The sequence below is a fragment of the Paenibacillus montaniterrae genome, from assembly GCF_018403185.1.
In the GTDB taxonomy this organism is placed as follows: domain Bacteria; phylum Bacillota; class Bacilli; order Paenibacillales; family Paenibacillaceae; genus Pristimantibacillus; species Pristimantibacillus montaniterrae.
In genome coordinates, this window is the sequence record NZ_BOSE01000009.1 from 32,690 (window position 1) to 57,367 (window position 24,678).

The 24,678-nt window shown below is 43.6% G+C and carries 17 protein-coding genes; 15 read left to right on the forward strand and 2 right to left on the reverse strand.

The features are described from left to right. Positions 1-128: 128 nt before the first annotated feature. Positions 129-2,483 carry a glycoside hydrolase family 2 protein gene (locus KJS52_RS20445; RefSeq protein WP_213518972.1) on the reverse strand — a complete coding sequence of 785 codons (2,355 nt, stop codon included), beginning with the start codon at positions 2,481-2,483 and terminating at the stop codon, positions 129-131. A gap of 615 nt (positions 2,484-3,098) precedes the next feature. On the opposite strand from KJS52_RS20445, the gene KJS52_RS20450 reads away from it, so the two are divergent. From KJS52_RS20450 to KJS52_RS20500, 11 genes are all read left to right on the forward strand, one after another. Then, the gene (locus KJS52_RS20450; protein WP_213518974.1) at positions 3,099-5,165 is read left to right on the forward strand and encodes a hypothetical protein; all 2,067 of its coding nucleotides are present in this window, start codon (positions 3,099-3,101) and stop codon (positions 5,163-5,165) included. A 54-nt stretch (positions 5,166-5,219) separates the two neighbouring features. Continuing rightward, positions 5,220-8,096: an extracellular solute-binding protein gene (locus KJS52_RS20455; RefSeq protein WP_213518976.1), complete on the forward strand. Its 2,877-nt coding sequence runs from the start codon at positions 5,220-5,222 to the stop codon at positions 8,094-8,096. A gap of 42 nt (positions 8,097-8,138) precedes the next feature. Next, positions 8,139-9,068, forward strand: a complete 930-nt coding sequence (locus KJS52_RS20460) for a carbohydrate ABC transporter permease (protein ID WP_246563819.1) — start codon at positions 8,139-8,141, stop codon at positions 9,066-9,068. A gap of 1 nt (position 9,069) precedes the next feature. Further along, positions 9,070-9,960 carry a carbohydrate ABC transporter permease gene (locus tag KJS52_RS20465; protein ID WP_246563821.1) on the forward strand — a complete coding sequence of 297 codons (891 nt, stop codon included), beginning with the start codon at positions 9,070-9,072 and terminating at the stop codon, positions 9,958-9,960. A gap of 121 nt (positions 9,961-10,081) precedes the next feature. Then, positions 10,082-11,473 (forward strand): NHL repeat-containing protein, encoded by a 1,392-nt coding sequence (locus KJS52_RS20470; protein ID WP_213518978.1) that lies wholly within the window; start codon positions 10,082-10,084, stop codon positions 11,471-11,473. A 52-nt stretch (positions 11,474-11,525) separates the two neighbouring features. Then, complete coding sequence (locus tag KJS52_RS20475; RefSeq protein WP_213518980.1) at positions 11,526-12,149, forward strand: YIP1 family protein; 624 nt, start codon at positions 11,526-11,528, stop codon at positions 12,147-12,149. A 6-nt stretch (positions 12,150-12,155) separates the two neighbouring features. Beyond that, on the forward strand, positions 12,156-14,771 hold the full coding sequence (locus KJS52_RS20480; protein WP_213518982.1) for a DUF5696 domain-containing protein: 2,616 nt from the start codon (positions 12,156-12,158) through the stop codon (positions 14,769-14,771). A gap of 96 nt (positions 14,772-14,867) precedes the next feature. Beyond that, on the forward strand, positions 14,868-15,797 hold the full coding sequence (locus KJS52_RS20485) for a carbohydrate ABC transporter permease (protein ID WP_213518989.1): 930 nt from the start codon (positions 14,868-14,870) through the stop codon (positions 15,795-15,797). Further along, positions 15,784-16,779 (forward strand): carbohydrate ABC transporter permease, encoded by a 996-nt coding sequence (locus KJS52_RS20490; protein ID WP_213518991.1) that lies wholly within the window; start codon positions 15,784-15,786, stop codon positions 16,777-16,779. The genes KJS52_RS20485 and KJS52_RS20490 overlap by 14 nt, the downstream gene beginning before the upstream one ends. Positions 16,780-16,915: 136 nt before the next feature. Continuing rightward, positions 16,916-19,675 carry a beta-galactosidase gene (locus tag KJS52_RS20495; RefSeq protein WP_213518993.1) on the forward strand — a complete coding sequence of 920 codons (2,760 nt, stop codon included), beginning with the start codon at positions 16,916-16,918 and terminating at the stop codon, positions 19,673-19,675. 153 nt (positions 19,676-19,828) lie between these two features. Beyond that, a complete protein-coding gene (locus KJS52_RS20500; protein ID WP_213518995.1) occupies positions 19,829-20,854 on the forward strand; it encodes a LacI family DNA-binding transcriptional regulator in 1,026 nt (341 codons plus the stop codon). Between the two features lie 317 nt (positions 20,855-21,171). Here KJS52_RS20500 and KJS52_RS20505 read toward each other — a convergent pair whose 3' ends face one another. Further along, positions 21,172-21,468 carry an Rpn/YhgA-type helix-turn-helix domain-containing protein gene (locus KJS52_RS20505; RefSeq protein WP_213518996.1) on the reverse strand — a complete coding sequence of 99 codons (297 nt, stop codon included), beginning with the start codon at positions 21,466-21,468 and terminating at the stop codon, positions 21,172-21,174. A gap of 88 nt (positions 21,469-21,556) precedes the next feature. Here KJS52_RS20505 and KJS52_RS20510 point away from each other — a divergent pair, with 88 nt between their 5' ends. From KJS52_RS20510 to KJS52_RS20525, 4 genes are read left to right on the forward strand one after another with little or no spacing between them, the layout of a single operon-like run. Then, positions 21,557-22,678 (forward strand): helix-turn-helix domain-containing protein, encoded by a 1,122-nt coding sequence (locus KJS52_RS20510; protein WP_213519003.1) that lies wholly within the window; start codon positions 21,557-21,559, stop codon positions 22,676-22,678. Next, on the forward strand, positions 22,675-22,875 hold the full coding sequence (locus KJS52_RS20515) for a PLD nuclease N-terminal domain-containing protein (RefSeq protein ID WP_213519005.1): 201 nt from the start codon (positions 22,675-22,677) through the stop codon (positions 22,873-22,875). Before KJS52_RS20510 ends, KJS52_RS20515 begins: the two co-directional genes overlap by 4 nt. After that, positions 22,872-23,789 carry an ABC transporter ATP-binding protein gene (locus KJS52_RS20520; protein WP_213519006.1) on the forward strand — a complete coding sequence of 306 codons (918 nt, stop codon included), beginning with the start codon at positions 22,872-22,874 and terminating at the stop codon, positions 23,787-23,789. Before KJS52_RS20515 ends, KJS52_RS20520 begins: the two co-directional genes overlap by 4 nt. After that, positions 23,761-24,543 carry an ABC transporter permease gene (locus KJS52_RS20525; protein WP_213519008.1) on the forward strand — a complete coding sequence of 261 codons (783 nt, stop codon included), beginning with the start codon at positions 23,761-23,763 and terminating at the stop codon, positions 24,541-24,543. Before KJS52_RS20520 ends, KJS52_RS20525 begins: the two co-directional genes overlap by 29 nt. Positions 24,544-24,678 lie beyond the last annotated feature (135 nt).

Consider the following 24,678-nt stretch of genomic DNA (forward strand, 5'->3'; position numbering starts at 1 on the left):
TGAACAATCTTTAAAACAACTTAGAGGAACTGTCCAAAAAGTCAATCACGCTTCTAAACTAGCACTCGTAGTAGTTTAGAAATGGACTTTTCGGACAGTCCCTGCTCTTGTTCATTTGTTGATTTCTATTACTTTAACTCTGGAAACAAATCAACCTGTTCGACCAGGATTTGCTCGTTCGACTGCGTGCCTTCCAAGTGAAGATTAACCGTTACATTTGTAACGCCGTTATGCGTCAGAGTAAAGGGAAGCTTGATCAAGCCGCTGGAGTCAAACTCCTTCACAAGCGATCCGCCTGACAGGTAGCTTGACTTAAGCTCAATTTTCCCTGCAATCGCCTGGCCTTGCAGGCCGCGAACTTTAAGCTCTACTACATAGCTGCCAGCTAAGAGATCAAATGCATTTTGCTTCAATGTTACAGTGTCTGAAGCGTTTAATGAAATTTGCATCCCCTCTTCAACAATAGTGTAAGCCTGTTCCTTCTGTGAAGATATAATCTGCCATTCCTCAATTCCTCGATCGAAACGAGGATTCATTATTCGATTTGCACCGCGGCTTGTTGCTTCTTGGAAATAGTAATAGACGACTTTTGGTGATCGCGCAGCCCAGTCAACCATGCCCATTCCCGAAAGTCTTTGCGGGTCTCTGCTAGTGTATTCCATTTTGCTGCGGTAATCCTTTAAGTTCCAGAAGGTGTAGCCTGCGGTAAATGGATAAGATACCGTTACGTCCCAATGTGCTGCAAAGTTGCCTGCCTGCCACTGTTCTCTGGCACGATCGCCCAGGCTTGACCATGTTCCGTTCTCTGATAGAATAATAGGCTTGCTAGGGTAGCGTTCATGAATTTCCAGCAATTTTTCTCTATATTGCTCCGCGCCATAATCTGCGGCTTCTCCACCGTGAAAGCCATAGTACTGATTAAATCCAATAATATCTGCTGCTGACATAGACATATCAACCGGGTGATGCTGCGTATTCGATGCATAAGTAACGGGTCTCTTTTTAGGATCAACGGATCTCACAGCATCTCTCATATCATTAAACCATGCCAAATGCGTCGTATTGTTTGGGGTGTTTTCATTCGCTACACTCCAAATGATGACAGAGGGATGATTCACCTGATTCCATGCCATAGCTATCGCTTTTTCGCGCGATAAGCCCTTTTCGTACAATTGATGGGCAATCGCCTTTTCACTAAGCCAGTAGTTTTCAATTTCATCCATAACATACATTCCAATTTGGTCAGCATACTCATACGCGTATGGATGACGATTGTAGTGAGCATTACGGATAAGATTGGCGTTTGCATTTTTAGCGACATCTATCTCTGCACGATATTCCTCAGGCGACATCGATCGGCCGGATTCTTTGTTCTCATCGTGCCAGTTCGTTGCCTTAAACCATTCTGGAGACCCATTAACTAGCACTTTTGCATCTCCAACCTCCACGTCTATTGCACCATACTGCGTAGTTAGCGAATCACCATTCTTAATTTCAGCTTTTAATTGATACAGCTTTGGCGACTCTGTTGACCAAGCCTCAATTGCAGGTGTATCAAATTCGAAGGTTACGACTTTTACTTCGTCTGCCTTCATCGTTACGTTTTTGGTTTGAGCTGCAACATTTTCAACGCCTGGCTGAACCTGAAGGCTGAGGTCAGCTGCTTCTTTACCGTAGTTTAGTAGTACAACATAGGCATTTACGCGCTCCTTTAAAGGTGAAGCGTCGATGATGACTTTAGAGATTGTCTGTGGTGCTGTAGCCTCCAAGTAGATATCTCGAGTAATACCGGAATAATCCCACCAGTCAAATCCGCCAGCTGGCAGCGCTCCATCATCATTTTGATCGTGTGGTGGTCTAATAATTTGAACAGCGATTACATTATCTTCACCATAGTTCAAGTAAGGCGAAACATTGAATGAGAAAGAGGTCGCACTGCCTTCATTTTCTCCAACCTTTGTTCCGTTAATATAAATAGCGGAATGATAGCCCATTCCTAAAGCGTTTAACTTAACAAACTTAGCTTCCCAGTCCTGTTCGACCTTGAAGGTTTTGCGGAACCAAAATGCTCCAAATGAATACTGGTATTTCCCATTGTCATAGGCGAGATCAAGGCTTGCTGGAACCTTCTGCACAGACCATGCGGAATCATTATACGCTTTATCGCTGCAAGCAAGGTCAGCGTCTGTACAACTGATTTCATCCTCATGGCCGAATCGCCATTCTCCGTTCAGTGAAATATATTGTCTGCTTTCCTCGTTCATTTTCCAAGTAGAAAATTCAGGGATGGGGAATCCATTATCATATGCAACCTGGACACCATCATGCTCAATTAAATGCACAGTAGTATTTTCTACTAGCAACCGAGTATCACTAGTGATGATCATGTTTTTCTCCTTCAAATTCATAATTAACGTAACAAGACAGATGAAAAATAAGATCGCGGATATGGCAATCAGTAACATCTTTTTTTGACTTGTCATTCTATACCCTCCAGTTAAGACATAACGCCTCGTTAATGAAACCCGTTTCATTAACGGTCAGCTTGATCCCGAAAAACGATCAATCAAGAGGAGAACAATGCTAAAAGAACAACACAAGAGAGAACAACGCAAGAGAGAACAACACAAGAGAAGAATTGAAGAATGAACGATACAAGAGAAGAACATTTTGTCGGTAATAATAATAGATCATATGATTAAAGCGGTTACAGTTCACCATTATAAGGAGTTAACCATTAAAAAACAACAACGATTTTTCTATTTTTAGAAATTCATAGCTCTCCGAGCCACACGATTAACAAGCGGAATATTTTTAATTTTTTTTTATTGACAATACAAAGTGTGAGGAGCTAAAATGTCATCAAACAAGAGATGAATTTTTTACCTATTTTTTTTGAAAGTAATGAAACCCTTTTCATAAAACGGGTTACATTACATGTTTTCTCACAAGGATCATATGATTAAGGATATGAAAATGGGAACCGACAGGCAGGTGATCAGAGCTTTTTTGAATGAACGATGCTTGGAAATTAAAGCGCTTACTTTTTGTTTTGGCCGAAAGGAATTCTAATTTACGAAAACAGGGGGATGCAAAGTATGGTAACTAGATCAAAAAAAGCTTTAATTGTGTTAATGACGATGGTTTTAACTGTTTTATTGCTTAGTGCTTGTACAAAATCTGAGAATACTCCGAAACCAACCAATAGCAATACGGAGAACACAGAGCAAACGAACAACAATGAGACGCCGAGCGGCGAGCCGACAGTCATCGTTTTCGGTACGCACTGGCAGCCTGGGGATGACCCGAACTGGACCGATCCGGTTACTGGTGAGCCAGGCATGCCTCCAGATCAGCTTGCAGCCAGAAAAGCAGCTGAAGAAGCTGTACTTAACGAATTAAACGTAAAAATAGAGTGGAAGCAATATCCTGAGGATATTCGTGAATCATTGTTAAAATCCGTGCTAGCGAACGATCCAATCGTTGATATTGCTTTACTTTGGGGCGGCTCCCAAGGCACATTGCTAGGACAAAACATCTTCCAGCCGCTTGATCAATATAAGGACATTTTTGCTGATCCGGATGACCAATGGATGTTTGGTAACCAAATGTTCGGTGGCACTTACTTCTTGAACTACATTCTTGAATTCGTACCGCACTGGCCGCTTGTTTACAATATTGACTATTTAGATCAGGTTGATGCTTTGAAAGAAAACGGTCAGACCGTCTATCCTCATGACCTTTGGAAAAAAGGTGAGTGGACGTGGTCAAAATTTGAAGACTACTTAACGAAAATTAATGAGTACTATGCTAACAAAATGTCTCCGGTTAGAACGGATGTACCGATCAAAGCATTCCAAACAGACTACCGACAAACAGCCTATCAAGCGATCCATTCTAATGGCGGCGCTGTTTACGGAGCGAATGGCCTGGCAGCTGATTCAGCAGAAACAAAACAAGCGATTGAGTACATTGATCGCCTGATGAATAAAAATCTAATGTTTACAGCCAGATACAATGATAGTGAGCCTTCTCCAGGCTGGACATGGAATGCTAATGACTTTGGCAATGGTGAAACCGTATTCACGAATATGGTTCCTTGGCTGGCAGCTGGTGCTGGTCAAACATTAGCAGGGCGTGGTGAATCTATGGGAGTTGTACCATTCCCTAGACCAGATCATTTGTCTGCGGACGATGCGAAGTACCAGCAGCTCGTTGCTCCTGGTAACCAAATGGCTGTCTTAAAAGGTATCGACGAAGAACGTACAAAGCTTGCACTTGAAGCATACAAAATCTATTGGTCAACCTCATATAAAACATTGGCTAACAGTGATAAGGCGCTTGATTATCTAACTACTCAAGCCAAAACTGCAGCACTTAACTTCGGCTTGGACGTAACCAATGAAACATACGGTGAAGCGGTAATGGAAGCATTCCTTGGCTTGTCGAAAGATCCTGTTCCTAATGAGTTTGCGACCATTCTTTCCTGGGGCCCAATGTGGGAAGAGCAAATTATGGGGAGCTCCATCTATGGCTTGAACGGCACTCCTAAATATGCGGCTGCAATTGATGCGAATAAAAACCGTATTCTTGACGCTATGAGCTCGACTGAAAATGCTTTGAGTGCGAGTGAGCCGGTAGACAATATGCCGCCATTCTTTACAGAAACCGGAACTCCGATTGCTATTGCAGCAGGAACGGATCCAGCAACTGTGAATTGGAATGAATTTGTAACAGCGGCAGACGGTGTTGATGGCGATATTCCATTTGACAAGGTTGTTGTAGATACGAGTGCAATTGACTTTTCTGCTATCGCAAAATATGAAGGCGGCTTAGTTTTAAGCGCTAAGGATGCGGCTGGCAATGAAGGCAGCAGCAAGTATTCTGTCGTCATTTACGATCCGAATAACACAACTGCACCTACCATTACTGCTAAAGCAGAGTATCGTGCGATTAAAGTAGAGGAAGATGTTTCTGCCATTAACTGGAAGGATGATTTTATTGAAACTGCTGTTGATAAAGACGGTTTTGATGTAAAAGCGAATCTAACTGCTGACGTTAGCGAACTGGATGCGACGACTCCAGGTGAATACGATGTTGCGATTACAGTAACAGACTTTGCTGGAAATACATCGAATTTGACGCTAAAGGTTAAGGTTGAGTAATTTCAACAACCCGCACTTATAGCGGCACTTCGTAATTATCACGGAGGTTAAGGTATGGGCATGAAGAAAAGAACGTTCAGATTCAGTATGGTTTTCATTTTAGTTTTAGCCATGTTCATGCCTGCAGGGCTAGGGTCAGGTAACACTGACCCTGCTTTTGCTGTTGGGCTGGAGAGCGAAGGTCATGAATATATTGAGGATTCATATGGCGAGTATCTCTCAGCACAAGGGTATGAAGGAAATATGGCGTCCTCTGAGGTAAAGGTGGATGTGACAACATTTAAAGCGATCGGTGGCATGGAAGCTGTAGCTAATGGTAACGCGGTTGCTACTGGCGAGCAAGGCGCGATAGAGTGGTCATTTCAGGTCAAGGAAGCTGGCTTCTATAATATTTCCCTTACGTATATCCCGTTAAAGGGCACAAATTCAAAAATTGAAAGAAGGCTCCTGATTGATCATGAAAGCTATTTTAAAGGCATGAATCAATTAGTATTTAACCGTGTATGGGACAATAGCAACGGGGAAGAAATTATGGAGCGAAACGGTAATGAGATTAGACCGTTGGCGGTAGAAAAGCCACAATTGACGACGGTTTATATTGGCGATGCACAAAAAAGAAACCTGGAGCCATACAAATTTTATTTTAGTGCAGGCACACATACGATTACGCTTGAATCCGTAAAAGAGCCTATGGAAATTCATGAGCTTACGTTAAAGACGGCTCCGGAAGTAAGACCTTATGAAGAAGTGCTGAGCGAATGGAAGCAAAAGTATGACGTGTATAGCAATGAAAATCTTACCTATCAGGCAGAACGCATTGATGGCAACACACTAGCAATCGAAAAATCGTCCGTCGACATTACGATGGCTACTGATTATAGCAATCCTAATACAGAGCCTTATCATCCATACAATATTAAGCTAAACGCCATTGGCGGACCCAATTGGAGAACACCTGGCGATTATATCGAGTGGAAGATTAATGTGCCAGAGGAAGGCTTGTATCAGCTGTCATTCCGCGGCGTACAGAATACAAACCGCGGCGTAATGTCCTATCGACAATTACGAATAAATGGTGAGGTTCCATATCGTGAAGCGATGGCTGTTCCGTTCGCGTTTCATTCCGGATTCGTCAATTACATCATTGGACAGGATGATGAAGAGTATCTTGTTCTGCTGCATGAAGGGGAAAATACGATTTCCTTAGAGGTCGTGCTAGGTGAATTTGCGATGCCTCTATCAGAAGTAGAAAAAAGTGTGTACGTTCTTAATGATCTTTATCGGAAAACGGTGCAAATTACTGGACTCGTACCAGACCAATATATTGATTATGAGATTACTAAAAAAATCCCTGATTATGCTGAGCTTTTCCAAGCTGAAAGTGAACGCTTGAAGCTGGTTGTCGATGAACTGGTGAGAATTACCGGTGAAAAAGGCGAAAAAACGGCAATGGTCGAAAAGATGCAGGTACAGGCAGCAGGAATTGCAGCTAAACCTGACACGGTCATTAAGGAGCTTGGTACGTTAGCGAATAATATATCTTCTTTAGGTACTTGGATTACCTCCATATCCGAGATGCCTCTTCAGCTCGACAGCTTCACATTGTATGCTCCTGATTCCAAGCTAAAAAAGGCGAAGCCAAATTTCTTTGTAAGTGCCTATAACAGTGTGGTCCGATTCTTATCTACCTTTTTTGTAGACGAGACGGAGATGTTTGGAGATTCAAGTGAAGATGCCATTACGGTGTGGGTATCGTCTGGTCGAGATCAGGCTCAAATTATTAAAGATTTGATTGATCAAAAATTTACGCCGCAAAGTAATATTCCAGTCAATTTAATGCTTATTCCTGAGGACGTTATACTGCCAGCTACTTTAGCGGGGAATGGACCGGATGTGGCGCTGTCGATTCCGCAAGCCATGGTTGTAAACTTTGCTATGCGTAATGCATTAACTGATCTTTCAAAGCTGGAGGGCTATAATGCTTTGGCAGACAAGTTTTATGATAGTGCGCTTCGTACGGTAACGTTCCAGGAGGGAGTGTATGCGCTGCCAGAGCAGCAAACGTTCCTTATGATGTTCTATCGTGACGATATCCTGAAGCAGCTTGAGCTTACACAGCCCAAAACGTGGGACGACGTTGAGCATATGATCGCTGTGCTGCATGCCAATAACTATGATTTTTACATCCCTGGTCAGGAGCTGGTTCCTTCCATGGTGTTCCAGTATGGCGGTGATCTATTTAAGGGTGAAGGCAATGATTACGGGATAGAAAGTGCATTAACGGAAGACAACGCGATGAATGCATTCAGTCGTGTTACACGCTTCTTTACAAGCTATCGACTGCCTGTTTCTGCCGATTTTCCAAACCGCTTCAGAACGGGTGAGATGCCAGCTGGTATTGCCCAATATACGACCTATAACCAACTAGAGGTATTTGCTCCAGAGATTAGAGGTCAATGGTCCTTCTCTCCACTACCTGGTATAGAGCAAGAGGATGGCACAATTAACAATCAGGTCGTATCGAGCACAATTAATACCGTTCTGCTTGATGACTCTGACAATAAAGAGGCTGCCTGGGAGTTTATGCAATGGTGGCTGGCAACAGATACTCAAACGGAATACGCCAATGCATTAGAAGCAATTATGGGCTCAGCTGCTCGATATCCAACGGCAAACGTAGAGGTACTCGATCAACTGCCGTGGTCAATCAAGGATGCCGCACAGATTAAAAATCAGTTTGAGGCTACTGTAGGTGTGCCAGAGGTGCCTGGCGGATATATGACAACAAGGGCAATTGATTATGCGTTCCGCGGTGTTGTTACGAGTGGTGAAAGTCCACGCGAAGCCTTATATCTGAACAACAAGCAGATTGATAAGGAGCTTACAAAAAAACGTCAGGAGTTCCATCTATCCTATATCAGCAGTGATTGAAGCACGTCTCGCAATCTATGGGAAAAGGAGTAAACAGAGAGTATGCTGACAAATCAAACAATCACGCGAAGAAAAAGCAGAAGGTCGTTTTCGAAGATATGGAAAGAGCATGGGGCGAAGTATCTATTAATTATGCCGTTTGCGATACTATTCATCGTGTTCACTGTCATTCCGGTACTTGCTTCGATGATCATTAGTTTTACATCCTTCAATATGCTTGAAGCTCCTTCATTTGTCGGATTTAGAAATTATATTAATCTCATTGTAAATGACGATGTATTCCTGATCGCCGTAAAAAACACATTATTTTTTGCGTTGATTACAGGACCAATTAGTTACTTAATGTGTTTTGTATTCTCCTGGCTAATCAATGAGCTTACTCCTAAGGTTCGAGCCATTATGACGTTAGTGTTCTATGCACCTTCCATCTCAGGTAATGCCTACTTAATCTGGAAGCTTATCTTTTCTTCCGATATGTATGGTTACGCTAACTCCTGGCTGCTGCGCTTAGGCTTTATTACGGAACCCATTCTATTCTTTGATAAGAAGGAATACGTGTTTCCAATTCTAATTCTCGTTCAGCTTTGGTTAAGCTTGGGCGTCAGCTTTCTGGCATTCGTTGCCGGACTGCAAAACGTAGACAAAACATTGTATGAAGCAGGCAGCATTGATGGAATTAAAAATCGTTGGCAGGAGCTATGGTATATTACGCTGCCATCGATGAGACCACAGCTTCTATTCGGAGCGGTTATGCAGATTACAGCCTCATTCTCGGTATCTCAATTATCGATTGAGTTAGCTGGATTCCCTTCAGTCGAATACTCTGGTCATACCATCTTAACGCACCTGCATGACTATGGCTTCATTCGATATGAAATGGGTTACGCTTCTGCGATTGCAACAATCTTATTCTTTACGATGCTGTTTACGAACATTATCGTGCAGAAAGCATTAAGAAGGGTAGGTGCGTAATGTGAGCAGCATTGTTGCGACAATAAAAAAAGCATATGTATCTAGACAATTCAAGCGTAGAAACAGAAGTATTATAGGCGATCTGTCGCTGACGGTTCTTTTAGGATTATTTGGTTTATTCAGCGTATGGCCATTAATTTTCATCATTAACAATGCGTTTAAGCCATTGAATGAAATCTTTATTTTTCCACCGAAATTATTCGTTATGAGTCCAACGCTGACGAATTTCCAGGATTTATTTATCGTGATCGGAAATTCGTGGGTGCCAATGACGAGATATATTTTCAATACAGTTTTTATTACAGCGATTGGTACGCTGGGGTCGGTTATTATTGGCTCGATGGCAGCCTTCCCGCTAGCGAAGTATGTATTTCCAGGCTCAAAAACAATGTCAAAGCTGATCGTATATTCCTTGATGTTTAACGGTACAGTAACGGCATTGCCGAACTATATCATTATGTCAAAGCTGCATATGATTGACACGTATTGGGCGTTATTGCTGCCTTCTATTGGCGGAACGCTAGGATTATTTTTAATGATGAACTTTATGGTCCAGGTTCCAGATGCATTAATTGAAGCGGCCAAGATTGATGGTGCCAAGGAGCTCACTATTTTTTGGCGGATTATGATGCCATTATCTCGCTCGGCCTGGATTACGTTAATTATTTTATCGTTCCAATCGTTATGGGGAACGACAGGTGGAGGCGTAATCTTTACGGAGAAGCTGAAGCCAGTCAGTTATGCGTTATCACAGATCGTTAATGCAGGGATCGCGAGAACGGGGGTTGCTTCTGCTGTTACATTAATCATGCTTGTTGTACCTGTTGTCGTATTTATTATCTCGCAAAGTAATGTAATCTCAACGATGGCTACTTCCGGGATTAAAGAATAAGCGAGATACCGATAACCATCAGCAGGTCAATAACATATGGAAAGGAAGTTTAGCAGCGATGAAGAAAAAGAGGGTTTTATTATTCGTTTTAGTATTATGTATGCTTCTTCCCTCCACTCCAGTGTTCGCTGAACATACGCAGGAATCGAACTATATTTATGATTATTGGGGCGATACCCCGAAAAGCTTGCCCGCCTTTGAATGGATGGATACGATCGATCAGGATCAAATGGGGCAGATTAAGATGGGAAGCATCGACGATGTTTTTGTAAGTAAGGATCAACGTATTTTTCTTGTCGATACATTGGAAAGCAGAGTCAATGTGCTCGATGCTAATCTGCAGCTATTGCAATCCATTAAACTGATTCGCGACGAAAACAATAAAATCATCGTTGATGCCGCCAATAAACAGCTTATGCTCGATAAACCAGAAGGGGTTTTCTATCATGACTACAGCAATGAGCTGTATATTGCCGATACGGGAGCACAGCGAATTGTCGTATTAGATGGGTTGACGTATCAGTTTAAGCGCATCATTGAAAAGCCCGAAAACATGGTTGGAGCTACGCTTTTCAAGCCTTCCAAAATTGTCGTGGATAAGGATGGGAAAATTAGCGTCGTCGTCCAGGGCAGCTACGAAGGGATTATTGAGATTCATAACAACGGGATGTTTTCAAGATATTTTGGCTTAAATAAGCCACGAGTGAATGTTATTGATCATTTTTGGAAAACGATCGCGACAAGTGAGCAAAAGGAAAAAATGGAGAAGGTGTTTGCCCCTGCTTTCAACAACGTAACGATTGATTCTGAGGGTATGATTTATGCAACGACATTTGACTCCTCGGCTCAAGATAAGGTGTTCCGTTTTAATTCCAAGGGAGAGAATGTCCTGATGGAAAATGGATATTTTTCGGTTGTTGGTGACGTGAACTACATGTCAATGGATGATCGCAGCCAATTTGTTGATATTGCTGTTTCAGACTATGGCGTATATGCCCTGCTGGACAAAACGAAGGGCAGAGTGTTCCTTTACAACTTTCAAGGTGATCTATTGAATATTTTTGGCTCGATCGGATATAAGAAGGGGGATGTAAGGGAGCCTACCTCGATAACTTGGTTTGGCGACAATTTAATCATTACCGATAAACAGTTTGCCATCGCACACGTTTATCAGCCAACTGAGTTTGGCGAAGCAGCATTGTATGCAGAGAAGCAGTATTACTATGGACAATGGGAGGAAGCGGGAGAAAGCTACGGTAAAACGATCGAGCTGAACGCTAACTATGATATTGCTTATACAGGAGTAGGTAGAAACTATCTTATGCAGGATGAATATGAAAAGGCGATGTATTATTCCGAGCTGGGCAACGCGCGTCATTATTTCTCAAAAGCATTTGCGGGATATCGCAATATTTTCATTCAAAATAACTTCATTTGGCTTGTTATACCGTTTCTACTCTTTGTTGGTTACTTAGTTTATTCGGAATACAGATATAACAGGAAGAACGGTTAAGCGCAGTTCAATAATCGATTAAATCCGTTTAGAAAGGGTATGATCTGTATTTATGTCTATTATTGAAGATGGAAAGTTTATGTTTCATGTGCTGTTACATCCATTTGATGGATTTTATCATGTAATCAATCATCGGAAGAAAACCTATTTCCTTCCAACCTTGATTCTGTTATTGGTCGGAATCGTTGGCGTTTTATCCTATCAATACACAGGCTTTATCTTAAATACTTTTCCGGTTCACTATATTAACAGTGTAACGATTTTCATAACAACATTATTCCCGATTGTGCTGTTCCTCATTAGTAATTGGAGCATTACAACGCTGTTTGATGGTAACGGTTCAATTGGCGATATATTCATCGTGATGAGCTATGCCTTAGTGCCGAAGCTGCTTTTTGATATCTCAGGCATTCTCTTAAGTAATGTTGTAACGATGGAAGAGGCGCCATTGTTAAATGCGTTTACGATGATTGGCACCGTATGGTTTTGCTTCCTGCTGTTCTGCGGGCTCTGTGTTGTGCATGAGTATACGGCATTAACGAATGTGCTTACGCTCATTGCCACCTTTATAGCAGCAATCATTATTATTTTCCTGGCAATGCTGTACTTTACGTTAATCGGTAAAGTTATTGGCTTCGCATATTCCGCATTTAGTGAAATGACAAAAAGGTGGTGACGCAATGTGATTAGAAATCTAAGTGAAACAGCAATCAACCGCATGAAAAATGCGGGAGTAAAAGAAATGATCATTGCGGTGATTTTACTTGCAGTCTTAATTTCACTATTTTTTATTCCTTCACAAATTCAATCTCTAGGCATTAAGCGTCAAGCCTTGCCAGAATACGTTAAGGATGGAAAAGCTGAAGCGATCGCTGAACTTGATCAGCAGGCGGGTAATATAAAATTAGCCAGCAATGAAGGTAAGGATCTGTACATTAATACGGAAACCTTGAATATCAAAGTTGTAGACACACAAACTCGTACAGAGTGGAGCAGCTTATCGCTGGATAAAGATAGTAGTGTAGTCGATAAGTCACCAGTTATTATTAAGTATTTAGGTAAAGACGGTGCGTTGTATGAATGGGATGCGTACACGTATGCGATCCAAAATAAACGCTACAAGCTCAATCAAATTGATAACGGTGTTCAAATCGTATTTGACTTTTTTGAAACTGAATCGTATCGCTTGAATGAATACGTACCACAAAAGATTTTAGCTGCCAATTATGAAGCTCATTTTATCGATAAAATTGAGGAGAAGCTGGCTGCAGGTGCGATTACAGAGGCTCAAGCTTTGAAGTTCAAGGATGCTTTAACGTTAACGTATCAATATGATAAGGCTAACGATCTGTACTATTACAGATTTGCGGGATTGCCGCCATTATCACTTGTTCGTGACTTAATTGCGATGACGAAGGCTATTGAATATACAACGGACATGTTAATAGAAGAAAGCTCTATTCATGGACTCGCTGTTAAAATTACTCAACCAGCCAACTTTATCGTTACGATGGAAGTAACGCTAGACAAGGGTGATCTAGTCGTTAAGGTTCCGACCTATGAGATTGCAAACAGTAATGACTTCTACACGATGCAAAACATATCGGTGTTTCCTTCGTTCGGTATGGCGGCAGCCAAAAATGTGGCAGACGGCTATATTTTTGTTCCGGATGGAACGGGCGCTTTATTCAAAATGAATACCTTTAATGGTAAATTTCCGGAGTATGAGCGACCGATCTACAACAACACCTATTATGACAAGCTGTATGAGATGTCTGAATTCCCTGAAAATCTGATGATGCCGGTGTTTGGCTTGTATTATACCGATCAAAAAGGCAAAAGCAGCGGTCTTCTCGGCATTGTTGAAAAGGGAGCAGAGCTAGGTAAAATCAAGGTTCAGCTTGGGGTGGAGGATACGTCCCTTGGTGGAACACCTAATAATAAGGTGTTCAGCAGCTTTGATGCGATGCAGTTCTCTCGCGTGAAGGTTTTCGGGCCATACAGTGAGGAGGAAGCACGTTTTACAGCTTCGACGGGTGTAATGGATGTTGATTACACGGTTCGTTATAAGCTGTTTGCTGGCAAGGTAACTCATTTTGAACTTGCGAAGGCATATCAGACCTATTTAGTTGATCAAAACGGGCTGCAGTTATCCTATGACAATCGTCCGAAATTGTTCTTGGATGTCGTTGGCGGGCTTACTTTAGAGAAGCGTTTCCTTGGGATTCCTTATCATAAATCACAATCTATGACGAGCTATAGTCAGCTGCTAAGCATCCTGCAGGATTTGGATGGAATTCCGACGGTTATCAATTACCAAGGCGTGTTTAACGATGGATTGCATAATTCAATTGGAAACAAAGCCGAGCTAGTAAAAGCCAATGGCAATAAGGAAGAGCTGGAGCAGCTAATGAACTATGCTGCCAGCAATGATCATGAGCTGTTCTTCAACATTGACTTAATGCGTGTATATAAGGATGATGACGGGTTTAAACCGAAGCGTAATGCAGTATATGGCTTTGACAATAAGCCGCAGGCCATTCATCAATATAATCTAGCCTTGGGCATATTCGATACGTATACGACCAAGCAGTATTTGTTACATCCGCTCAACTTAAGCAATACGGTTGATCGATTTATCAAAGACTCTAGCGAGTTTAACAATGTTTTCGTTAATGATTTGGGCTCATCATACTATGCGAGCTATAACGATAAGGAGATCGTTAGCCCGATTATTTCAAATTCGATTGTACATGAGAACTTGCAAAAGCTGACTCAAAGTAAAACAGTCGCTCTTGATAATCCGAATAGCGATAAGCTAGCTTACGCGAAATACGCTGCCAACATCTCTCGTGAAAGCAGCGATTACGGAACGATGTATATGTCAGTCCCATTTAGACAGCTCGTTATGAACGGATTAACCCAATATACGACGCTAAATGTGAATCTGTCGGCTGACCGTAGCGACTATTTTATTCTACAAGCGCTTGAGCTAGGAAGTATTCCGAAGTTTACGATTACTGCAGAAAATGTTGATATTCTGAAGTATTCCGAATTCAGGCATTTATTTGCAACGGAATATCGTGCGATGGAGCAGCGAATAAAGGAACTGTATGAGGAGTATAGCGCAGGAATGGCCAAGATTGGCTCCGGGGAAATTGTGAACCATCGTATAGTAGATGAAAATGTGTTTGAAACAAGCTATGCGTCAGGCGTCAAGGTTATCGTTAACTATAATAAGTTCGCAGTGACCGTTGAAGGACAACAGCTCGATGCGCTTGGTTACATCATTCAATAGTAAGGCAATACGCATAGAGTATGCTTCCGAAGCAGCGTATTGCTGCCAAGAAGTATATCTCTAATAGAAAGGCAATACGCTTGAGGAGGTTGGGTAATGGAAGATACCGCACATAAGGGCAGAAGATTTCAGATCTCGCATATGAATATGCGAAAGATTCACGGTATCATCTTTGTGCTTCCTTGGTTGCTTGGATTTATTTTATTTTTTGTAAATCCGTTAATTAGCACCATTAAGTATTCATTCCATAAGGTTGGCGTTGCCGATTCCGGAGGGATGAGCCTTGAATATGTCGGCTTACAGAACTTCATTGATTTGTTCACAACGGAAGTGTCGAGCCAAAGTACGCAGTTTCTACGTATATTTACGGATGAGAATGTAGATATTTTCATCAATACTCCCGTAATCGTTATTTTCAGTTTGTTCTGTGCGATTCTTGTAAACGCTAATTTTAAGGGCCGTGGGCTCGCTCGAGTCATCTTTTTCCTGCCAATCGTACTAGGATTAAAGGTGGTTGTCGATTTAACGCTAGTGACAACAGGTGGCGATGTGGCAAACGCCTCTATTTCACAAACGTTTGATAACGGGTTTATATTAGATTTTTTAAGAGAATATACCTTCTTGCCTCGTGACATTACCAGGTTTATTTCGGAGTTAATTAATGGCGTATTTATGCTAATCTCACAGACAGGCGTGCAGACCCTTATTTTCTTGGCTGGTCTGCAATCAATCAACCATTCGCTTTATGAGGTAGCAAAAATTGAAGGCGCGAACGGCTACGAGGTATTTTGGAAAATCACATTGCCACTGCTTGCTAATATTACGTTGTTTGCCATGATTTATACGTTCGTTGATATGTTCCTTAAATCATCGATTTCGACGGAAATCTATTATTTCGCATTCAACAAAAATAGTATTGGTACGGGCTCAGCGCTTTCCGTTGTCTATTTATTGAATGTACTTATCGATTTATTGATTTTGATGCTAGTTATTAACAGGGTGGTGAAGCCGTATGACTCAAACTAAAACATCAACAAAAAAGCAATTAAACCTGTATAGCGTAAAAGAGAGCTTTAAAAAAATTGTTTTCTGGTATGCGTTCATATCGTTGATTGTCGGCCTTGGCTTTGCTATTCTGTATCCGCTAATTAAGATGATTCCGACTGTATTTAATAATCTGGAGGATCTAGGAAATCCCGATGTTGTCTGGGTTCCTATGGAGTTTTCAATTGTCAGCTTTGAAGCAGCCATACGGCTTGTATTTGGCAATGGAATGCCGATGGTACAATCTATAATATACGCAGCTGCGATTGCGACCATCCAAATCTTTGTATGCGCACTCGCAGGATATACGCTTGGCAGAGTAAATTTTTGGGGAAGAAACATTGTGATGTTTTTAGTTATTCTTACATTCGTAGTACCGCCTCAGTCCTTGTTAATATCACAATATTTGAGCTTCAAAAACTTTGATATTCTTGGCATTTTTACGGCGATCAGCGGTAGTACGATTGATTTGATTAATAAACCGATTACGTTATTTTTATTGGCGATCTTCGGCTTTGGCGTTAAGCAGAGCATGTTCGTATTTATTTTCAGGCAATTTTTCAAAGGACTGCCTAAGGAGCTAGAGGAAGCATCCTTAATTGATGGCTGCGGCTTCTATCGCACCTATTTTCGCATCTGTTTGCCCAATGCAATACCAGCCATTATGACCGTCGGGATTTTATCCTTTGTTTGGAATTATGGGGACACCTATTATACAGGGTTTTTCCATCCAGATGGACCATACTTGAGCATTAAGCTGGCGCAAACTTTTTCAGCAGCCAATGTGAACAATATTTTATATGCTGTTCAAACCTGGTATAACGTTCCTGGGGCCAATGTGTTTGCGTTTGATGCCGTGAAGCAAGCGGCAGCGTTCATTTATTTGTTGCCGTTGTTAATTATTTATTTCGCTGTACAAAAGAAGCTCGTACAAAACTTCGAGCAGTCAGGAATTGTTGGATAATCTTAAGGATTGCACGATTAATGTCAATAAATCCGAACGGTCTGTGTAACGACAGTGAAGTTCGGATTTATTTTAAATCGTTATTTTGTAGATAGATTTCAAGTAGAAATACGATCAAGGATAGGTGGAATGAGCGATGACGATTCAGTATGATAAAAAAAGCTTTGTTATAGATGGGAAACGTGTCTTCCTTAATAGTGCGGCCGTGCATTATTTTCGCATGCCCAAGGAGGAGTGGCGTGATGTACTCATAAAGGCAAAGCTAGCTGGAATGAACTGTATTGATACGTATTTTGCTTGGAATGTGCATGAGGCAGAAGAAGGCAGCTTTAACTTTGAAGGGGATAATGACTGCGGTGCATTTATGGATTTATGCGCTGAGCTTGGACTATGGGTTATAGCACGACCAGGGCCATTTATTTGCGCGGAGTGGGATTTTGGCGGTTATCCTTGGTGGCTGGCCAAGAAGGCAAATATGGAATATCGTATTGATCATCCGGAGCATTTAGAGTATGTGTTTCGTTATTTTGATCGTTTGCTGCCTCTTATATCGGCCAGACAGCTGCATAAGGGCGGCTCAGTCATACTCGTTCAGGTGGAGAACGAATATGGCTATTTAGGTGAAAGTGAGCGCGGTAAAAACTATATGCGTCTGCTTCGCGACGGTATGCTTGCACGCGGCATAGAGGTTCCTCTTATAACGTGTGTGGGCGGGGCTGAAGACACAATAGAATGCGCGAACTTCTGGTCAGGCGCTAAGCAGCATTATGGAAAGCTGGTTGCGAAGCAACCGGATACGCCCAAACTAGTAACCGAGTTTTGGACGGGGTGGTTTGAGCATTGGGGCGGTTCAGCCGCACTGCAAAAAACAGCAGCCTTATATGAAAAAAGAATTTTAGAGACGATTGCAGCCGGGTTTGACGGCATTAATCATTATATGTTTTTTGGTGGAACAAACTTTGGCAGCTACGGCGGAAGAACGGTAGGAAGCAGTGATATCTTTATGATTACCTCCTACGATTATGATGCACCGCTTGATGAATATGGTCGCACTACAGCTAAATATTTTACTGCGAAAAAGCTGTCGCAATTTACAAATGTAATGTCCGAATTTTTACTGGAAGCGGAGGAGGAAGACCTTCCCACATTCAATGCATCGAATGGTTTGACTTTATCGGCTTTGAAGCTTGATAGACAGCAGTTGCTTTTTGCTGCAAGCAGCAAGGAGGAGCGCGAAGGCTTCCATATTACATTACGTGACGACTTAACCTTGCCTGTAACGATTGAAGCCGGCGGGATGATTCCTGTTCTCGATGGAGTAAAAGTAATGGACGGTCTAAGCTTGACCATGGGCGGCTACGTCATCGGGAACGAAAGCTATGAGAATCGTCAGGTGCTGATCGTTAGTGGGGGCAGGGGTCAGCGTCTTACTCTATTGCTTGAAGCTGAAGATACGTTGGAATGGTCTGCGAACGATTATCCTTCAATCCGCTACTCATGGCTTCATAAACGGCGATTGCAGCTGGACCTTTACAGCTTTGAAGAGCCACAGCTCATTACGCTGAAGGCTAACGGGCGTCTCGTTGAGCTTATTATGCTTAATGCCGAAAGCACAGAACAAGCGTGGCGCGTAGCCCATCCTGCTGCTGACTGGGTTATTGGCTATAAGGATGTGTCCGTTACTCCGGAAGGCTTGCTGGAAGGGGTTAAGGATGAAAGCAGGGCAAGCCTTTACATTACGAATCAGCAAAGCCTGTTCTCTTATGAGCAGCCTGCTGCAATTCAGTGTCATAGTTATTCAAATACCGCTGCCAAGCTGCCTCAGCTTGCGAATTGGTCAGCTTCACCAGTTGCGCTGGACCACCAAAGCGGTATTATGCTGCAGCGCCCTGTAGGCTTTGCTGAATTCGGGCAGGAAGCGGGATACTTGCTCTATTCCCATGAGCTGTACAGCGAGTCCGAGAAGGAGACAATGATCGCCATCTCTGCACTGCAGGATTCTGTACGCGTGTATGTTAACGGCAAGGAACAAGGCTTCATCAAGGATGTAGGAGCAGGCAGCATAGGCGTGCAGCTGGAGCGAGGCCGGAATACGATTCAATTTCTCGTTCAGCATATGGGCCGGTTGAATTTTTCTCCTTATCTCGGTGAAGAAAAAGGAATATCAGGTGCTGTCTATAAAGATGCTGAGATCGTTGATTTCCGTAAGGGTTGGCAGTTGGACAATACGATCGTCGATTTGTCGCAAGTCATTGCTGCTGACAATTTGAAGCCGATGAGAAAGAGATGGCATATAGAAGCGGGCAAGCGTGTACTAATGGTTGGGGCCATTAGTGAAAACCTGAGCATTAACGGTGTTCAAGTCGAGCTCGAAGGCTACTCCAGCTGGTTTAAGTTTCATACGGTTGACCTAACCTCTTATCTTCAGGCTGGACCTAATGAGTTTGAAATGCAGCCTGTCGTATCGCCTATGGAGCGATTACAGCTCATTGTCTGTGATGAGCAGCAACGACTGGAGCCGTGGCGCGTCGGAGCGCTGAAGGATAAAGGAGAGAAAGAAACTTCAGCTGCATTAGAGCTGCAAGGACCGGCCTGGCTTCGTGGCAGCTTTATGTGGTCTGAATCGGATGCGCCTCGTCATGCTAGATTAAAGCTGCGTCTTACGGGAATGAGCAAAGGATTCATTAGGTTGAATGGCCGATCTCTCGGACGATACTGGCAGGTCGGACCTCAGGAGGATTATAAGCTGCCGCTCGCATGGCTTAACAATGGCGTTAATACGCTAGAGCTGTTCGATGAGCAGGGACGTTCACCACGACAGGTAAAGCTGCTGTTTGACAATCACACATCCATGCAATGGTCAGAGCTGAATAGCAGCGTGCCAGAGCGTGTCTAATATAATAACCCTTTTAAAATAGTAGGTTCGTGCTGCGCGCACGAGCCTACTGCTGTATGGCTCGAAAAAGATTGATTTATGTTAGTTGTATGAAATATTTGCTATAATATGTGAAAATGAATATGTGGAAACGAGTTCGGAGGTTCTGCTGTGATGAAACAGATGACGATATATGATATAGCCAAGCTAGCCAATGTATCCGTGGCGACGGTGTCCAGGGTAATCAATAGTACGGCTCCTGTTAAGGATTCAACACGCAAAAAAATTGAAGCGCTTATTCAGCAATATCAGTTTCAGCCTAATGCAATGGCGCGCAGCTTGCTAAAAAAAGAGACCGGCATTATCGGAATTATCGTTCCCGACCTCACCAATCCATTCTATACAGAGGTACTGGCAGGCGCTGAGCAGGAGGCGTTAACGACTGGACACACCTTCCTGTTGACGAACTCGGTTGGCGATTATCAGAAGGAATCGCAATACTTGAGCATTATGCGAGAAAAACGCGTCGATGGCATGATTTTTCTAGGCGGTCGAATAAATTTGAAAATAGGCGACGAGGAGCTGGATCAGGAGCTGATTCAGCATGCCTCGACCATTCCGACGGTGCTCGTTAATGGAACGGTGAAAGGCAATGCGCTAACGCGCGTTGCAACTGATGAATATACGGGCACATGCATGGCGGTCCAGCATTTAATAGAATGCGGGCATAAGCAGATCGGCTTCCTTGGCGGAGAGATGCATATGAGCACAACCTCTACCAAACTGCGAGCATTTAAGAAAACGATGCGCGAAGCAGGGCTGGAGGTGCGTGAGGAATGGATACTGACGGACAGCTTTTCGATCTATTCCGGCCGAAAGCAAATGGAAAAGCTGCTGCAGCTTGCCGACAAGCCGACGGCTGTGATGTGCGTCAACGATTTTGTAGCGATCGGTGCAATTAAAACAGCAGTTGATCACGAGCTCACGATTCCTGATGATATGTCGATCATTGGCTTTGACGATATTCCGTTATCGCATCACTTCATTCCTGAAATTACAACAGTGTCGCAGGAGGCCAACGAGCTTGGACGCACCGCGATTCAAGTGCTGCAAAAGCTGATGAATCAGGAAAAGGTGAAAAAGCATACCGTCATTGAGCCGAAGCTGATCGTAAGAAAAAGCTCGGCGCGGTTGAATTAAGTCATCACTATGGAGCAAAGCGTTCCTCTAGTCGCTTTTTAAATCCTCATGTTCTTATAGAGATCTACTGGCTCTTAGAGGGTTAAAGTGAAGCTTTAAGGAATCTGGATGACGCAAAATGTTTTGACTGGAGTCTGTTAAAATCTAATGAATTTTCATAACGTTAAAGGCGGTAAACTACCTTAATTCCAGTGAAAATCGCCTAATAAGACGCTAGAAATTCATTAGAACTGAGAACGACTTCATTTGTCACCAATAGCGTTATCCAGTTTCCTTAGCCGCTAGGGCGTGTCTGAAAACCCGCTCAGAGTCCCCTTTCACCGCCTTTTCGCCCCCTGCTTCGTTCCGTTTGCTTGACGTACGCCCGGTACGCCTTCCCAAACGCGCCTTGCATGGAACGAAAATTCGGCAAAATTGGCTGTCTTCGGAGTTCTCAGACACGCCCTAGTCACTCGCTTTTCAGAAACTCCCCGCAGCATTTTTATTTCGGCTTCCGTTAATCCAGTAACCTCGGCAATTAATGAAATATCCATACCTTTGCCAAGCATGTTCTTGGCTACTTCAACTTTACCTTCCGCTTTCACTATATTCATTAACATTTCAAAATCAACCATTGGTTGATTTTTTAGATTGTATATAACTATGATTCGATAGCTATTCCTGCAGTGCCCGCTTATGATGGAGGTAGAAGGAGTGGTCATCATGCAAGGGTTGAAATTCGCAGAAAATTTCAGCAGCCGCCGCAAGCAGCTGGGCATGACGCAAGGCGATGTGGCTGCTTATGTCGGAGTATCGAATGCGGCGGTATCGAAATGGGAGCAGGGCATCAGCTATCCGGATTTGTCCTTGCTGCCCAAGCTGGCGACGTTGCTCGATGTTACGATCGATGCGCTGCTGGGCTATGAGCCGCAGCTTACTCGCGCTAAAATTATTGAGCTTTATCAAGGCTTTGCCAAACGAATGAGTGAAGAAAGCTTTGAGCAGGTTCAGGCAGATATTGAAGCTATGCTGAAGGAATATTACGCCTGTTATCCGTTCCTGATCCGAATTGCTCAGCTTTATTTGAACTACTTTATCAATGCGAGGCAGCCAGAATTGGTTTTACAGCGCATTGTAGAGCTGTGTGAACGTACCGTAACGCACAGCGGCGACTACCAAATGAGTCAGGAAGCTCATATGCTTCACGCTTCTGTCCTGCTATTGTCGGGCAAGCCGCAGGAGCTGCTGCAGCATCTTGGCGAGGGGATTACAATCGAGTACGGTACAGATCAAATGATTGCGCAAGCGCATGCGATGCTTGGCGATATGCACAAGGCTCAGCAAATGCTTCAGGCGAGCGTGTTTCAAAACATATTCAGCATCATATCGAGCGAAACAGAACGCCTGACCTTTGAAGTAGAAAGCCCGCAGCGATTTGATGAAACTGTCAGACGTATTGAGCAAATCATGAAGCTGTACAATACGGCAGGGTTGAATATTCATATGGCACTTATGTTTTATTACAAAGCTGCACGCGGCTATATGCAGCAGCAGCGGCCTAAAGAAGCGCTGCGCATGCTGGAGTGCTATTATCGCGCTTGTGAGGGTTTGACATTCCCTATTCAAATCCGCGGTGATCATTATTTTGATCTGGTAAACGACTGGATTGCGCAAAATATTCATCTTGGCCCCTATGCTCCGCGCGACGAGCAGGCGATCAAAAAGGATATGTTAAAGCTGCTGCAGCAGGATCCAAGCTTTGTTCCGCTGCATGATGATCCTGCATTTAAAGCGCTAATTACCAATTTGCGTCATGTCCTTAAGCTAAAGGAGGAAAATCCATGAATGATTGGTCTGCCGTTCCTTGGAATTTAGTTATGCCCCTCATTATCATTCAAGTGCTGCTTATGGTTGTAGCGCTGATCGACCTTGTTCGCATTCACGAAACGAAAGGCCCGAAATGGTTATGGGCGATTCTTATCGTAGTCGTGAGCATACTGGGGCCAATAGCCTACTTTATTATTGGGAGAAAACAACAATGAGCCTATTAGAGGTCAACGCGTTAACGAAAAAGTTTGGCAGCAGGCGCAGTGTCGATGAAGTCAGCTTTACGCTGCAGCCCAATACGTCAACGGCACTTATCGGGCCCAATGGAGCTGGCAAGACAACTACGATGTCGATGATTGCCGGACTGCTGCAAGCGAGCAGCGGCTCGGTTCGCTTGCAGGGCAGCAAGGATATCCGCCGACATATCGGCTTTCTGCCGCAATATCCGAAGTTTTATTCCTGGCTGACAGCGCTGGAATATGTTGAGATGGTGGCAAGACTAAGCGGCTTGTCTGCGCAGGAGGCGAGCAAGCGCAGCAAGCAGGTATTGGAATATGTAGGGCTAGGCAGCGACATGAAGCGGCTTACCTCGACCTTCTCGGGCGGAATGAAGCAGCGGCTCGGCATAGCGCAGGCCATCGTGCATGATCCGAAGCTGCTGCTGCTGGATGAGCCTGTTTCTGCGCTTGATCCGCTTGGCAGATCAGAGGTAATGACGCTGCTCAAGCAATTGCAGCAGCAAACGACCATCCTCTATTCGACGCATATTTTGCATGACGCTGAGAAAATGACCGATCAAGTGCTGTTTATGAAGGAGGGCAAGCTCGTCGAGCAGGGCAGTCTGGCAGACATTCAGCTGCGCTATGCCGATCCGCAATATTTGGTTCAGTTTGCACATGACAACGATGCAGAACGGTTTGCAGCCAGCCGCAAGCAGCTAGTGCGTCGCGAGGTGAACAGCGTCTATTTGGCTATTGACGCTGAGCTGCCAACCATGCAAGCGCTAATGTCCAGCTTATTGGCTACAGGCTATGACATTGTAAAGCTAGAGCGGGTCAGCGCTTCGCTAGATCAAATCTTTATGAAGGTGGCTGGTGCTAATGAACACATGGCGCGTGTTGTGGATTAAGGAGTTCAGAGAGAGCTGGCGCAGCTTTAAATTATTATGGATACCGCTGTTGTTTTTATTCCTCGGTGTTAGCGATCCGTTAGTCAATTACTTTATGGAGGATATATTAAATGCGGTAGGCAACATGCCGGAAGGCTTTCAAATGATTATGCCTGAGCTGCATGCGCGCGATTTGCTGCTTGCCACGACAGAGCAATTTCAAATGATGGGCATCATTGTGCTAATTGCGGTATTCGTGGGCACAATCAGTCGTGAGCGCAGCGGCGGTACTGCGACACTCATATATGTGCGGCCCGTATCGGCTGCTTCCATTTTTCTTAGCAAATGGATGGGGGCATCGCTCGTTGCCTTATTGAGTGCGCTAATCGGCTATATCGGCAGCATCTACTACACCTCTGTACTATACGGCGAGATTACGTTTTCTACGGCGTTAACGATTATCGCCACATATAGCGTATGGCTGCTGCTGGTGATGTCGTTGACAGTAGCGCTAAGTGCCGCGTTTACAACGGCGGTTGCGGCGTCGCTTGCGATTATTTTAATTCCAATCGGGGGAATACTGGATTCATTGCTCGGCGGCTATTGGCATGTTACACCCTGGAAGCTGGCACGGTACGGTGTACTTGTAACGGATGGTACGATAGAAAGCAGCTATTATTGGACAACCTTGCTGCTCGTAATTGGCATTACGCTGCTGTGCTTAGTGCTGGGCATTTGGGCAACAGACCGCAATCGTCGACTTGCTGCCGTATAGCAGCCTGGCAACGATAACTCTGCAAGTAGAAGAGACGGTACTGCGTGCACTAAAAAATGCAGCTCCTTTTTGACGCTATAAATGAGTCAAAAAGGAGCTTTTTTGCATAACAAATAGCGGATGGCAATGATCACC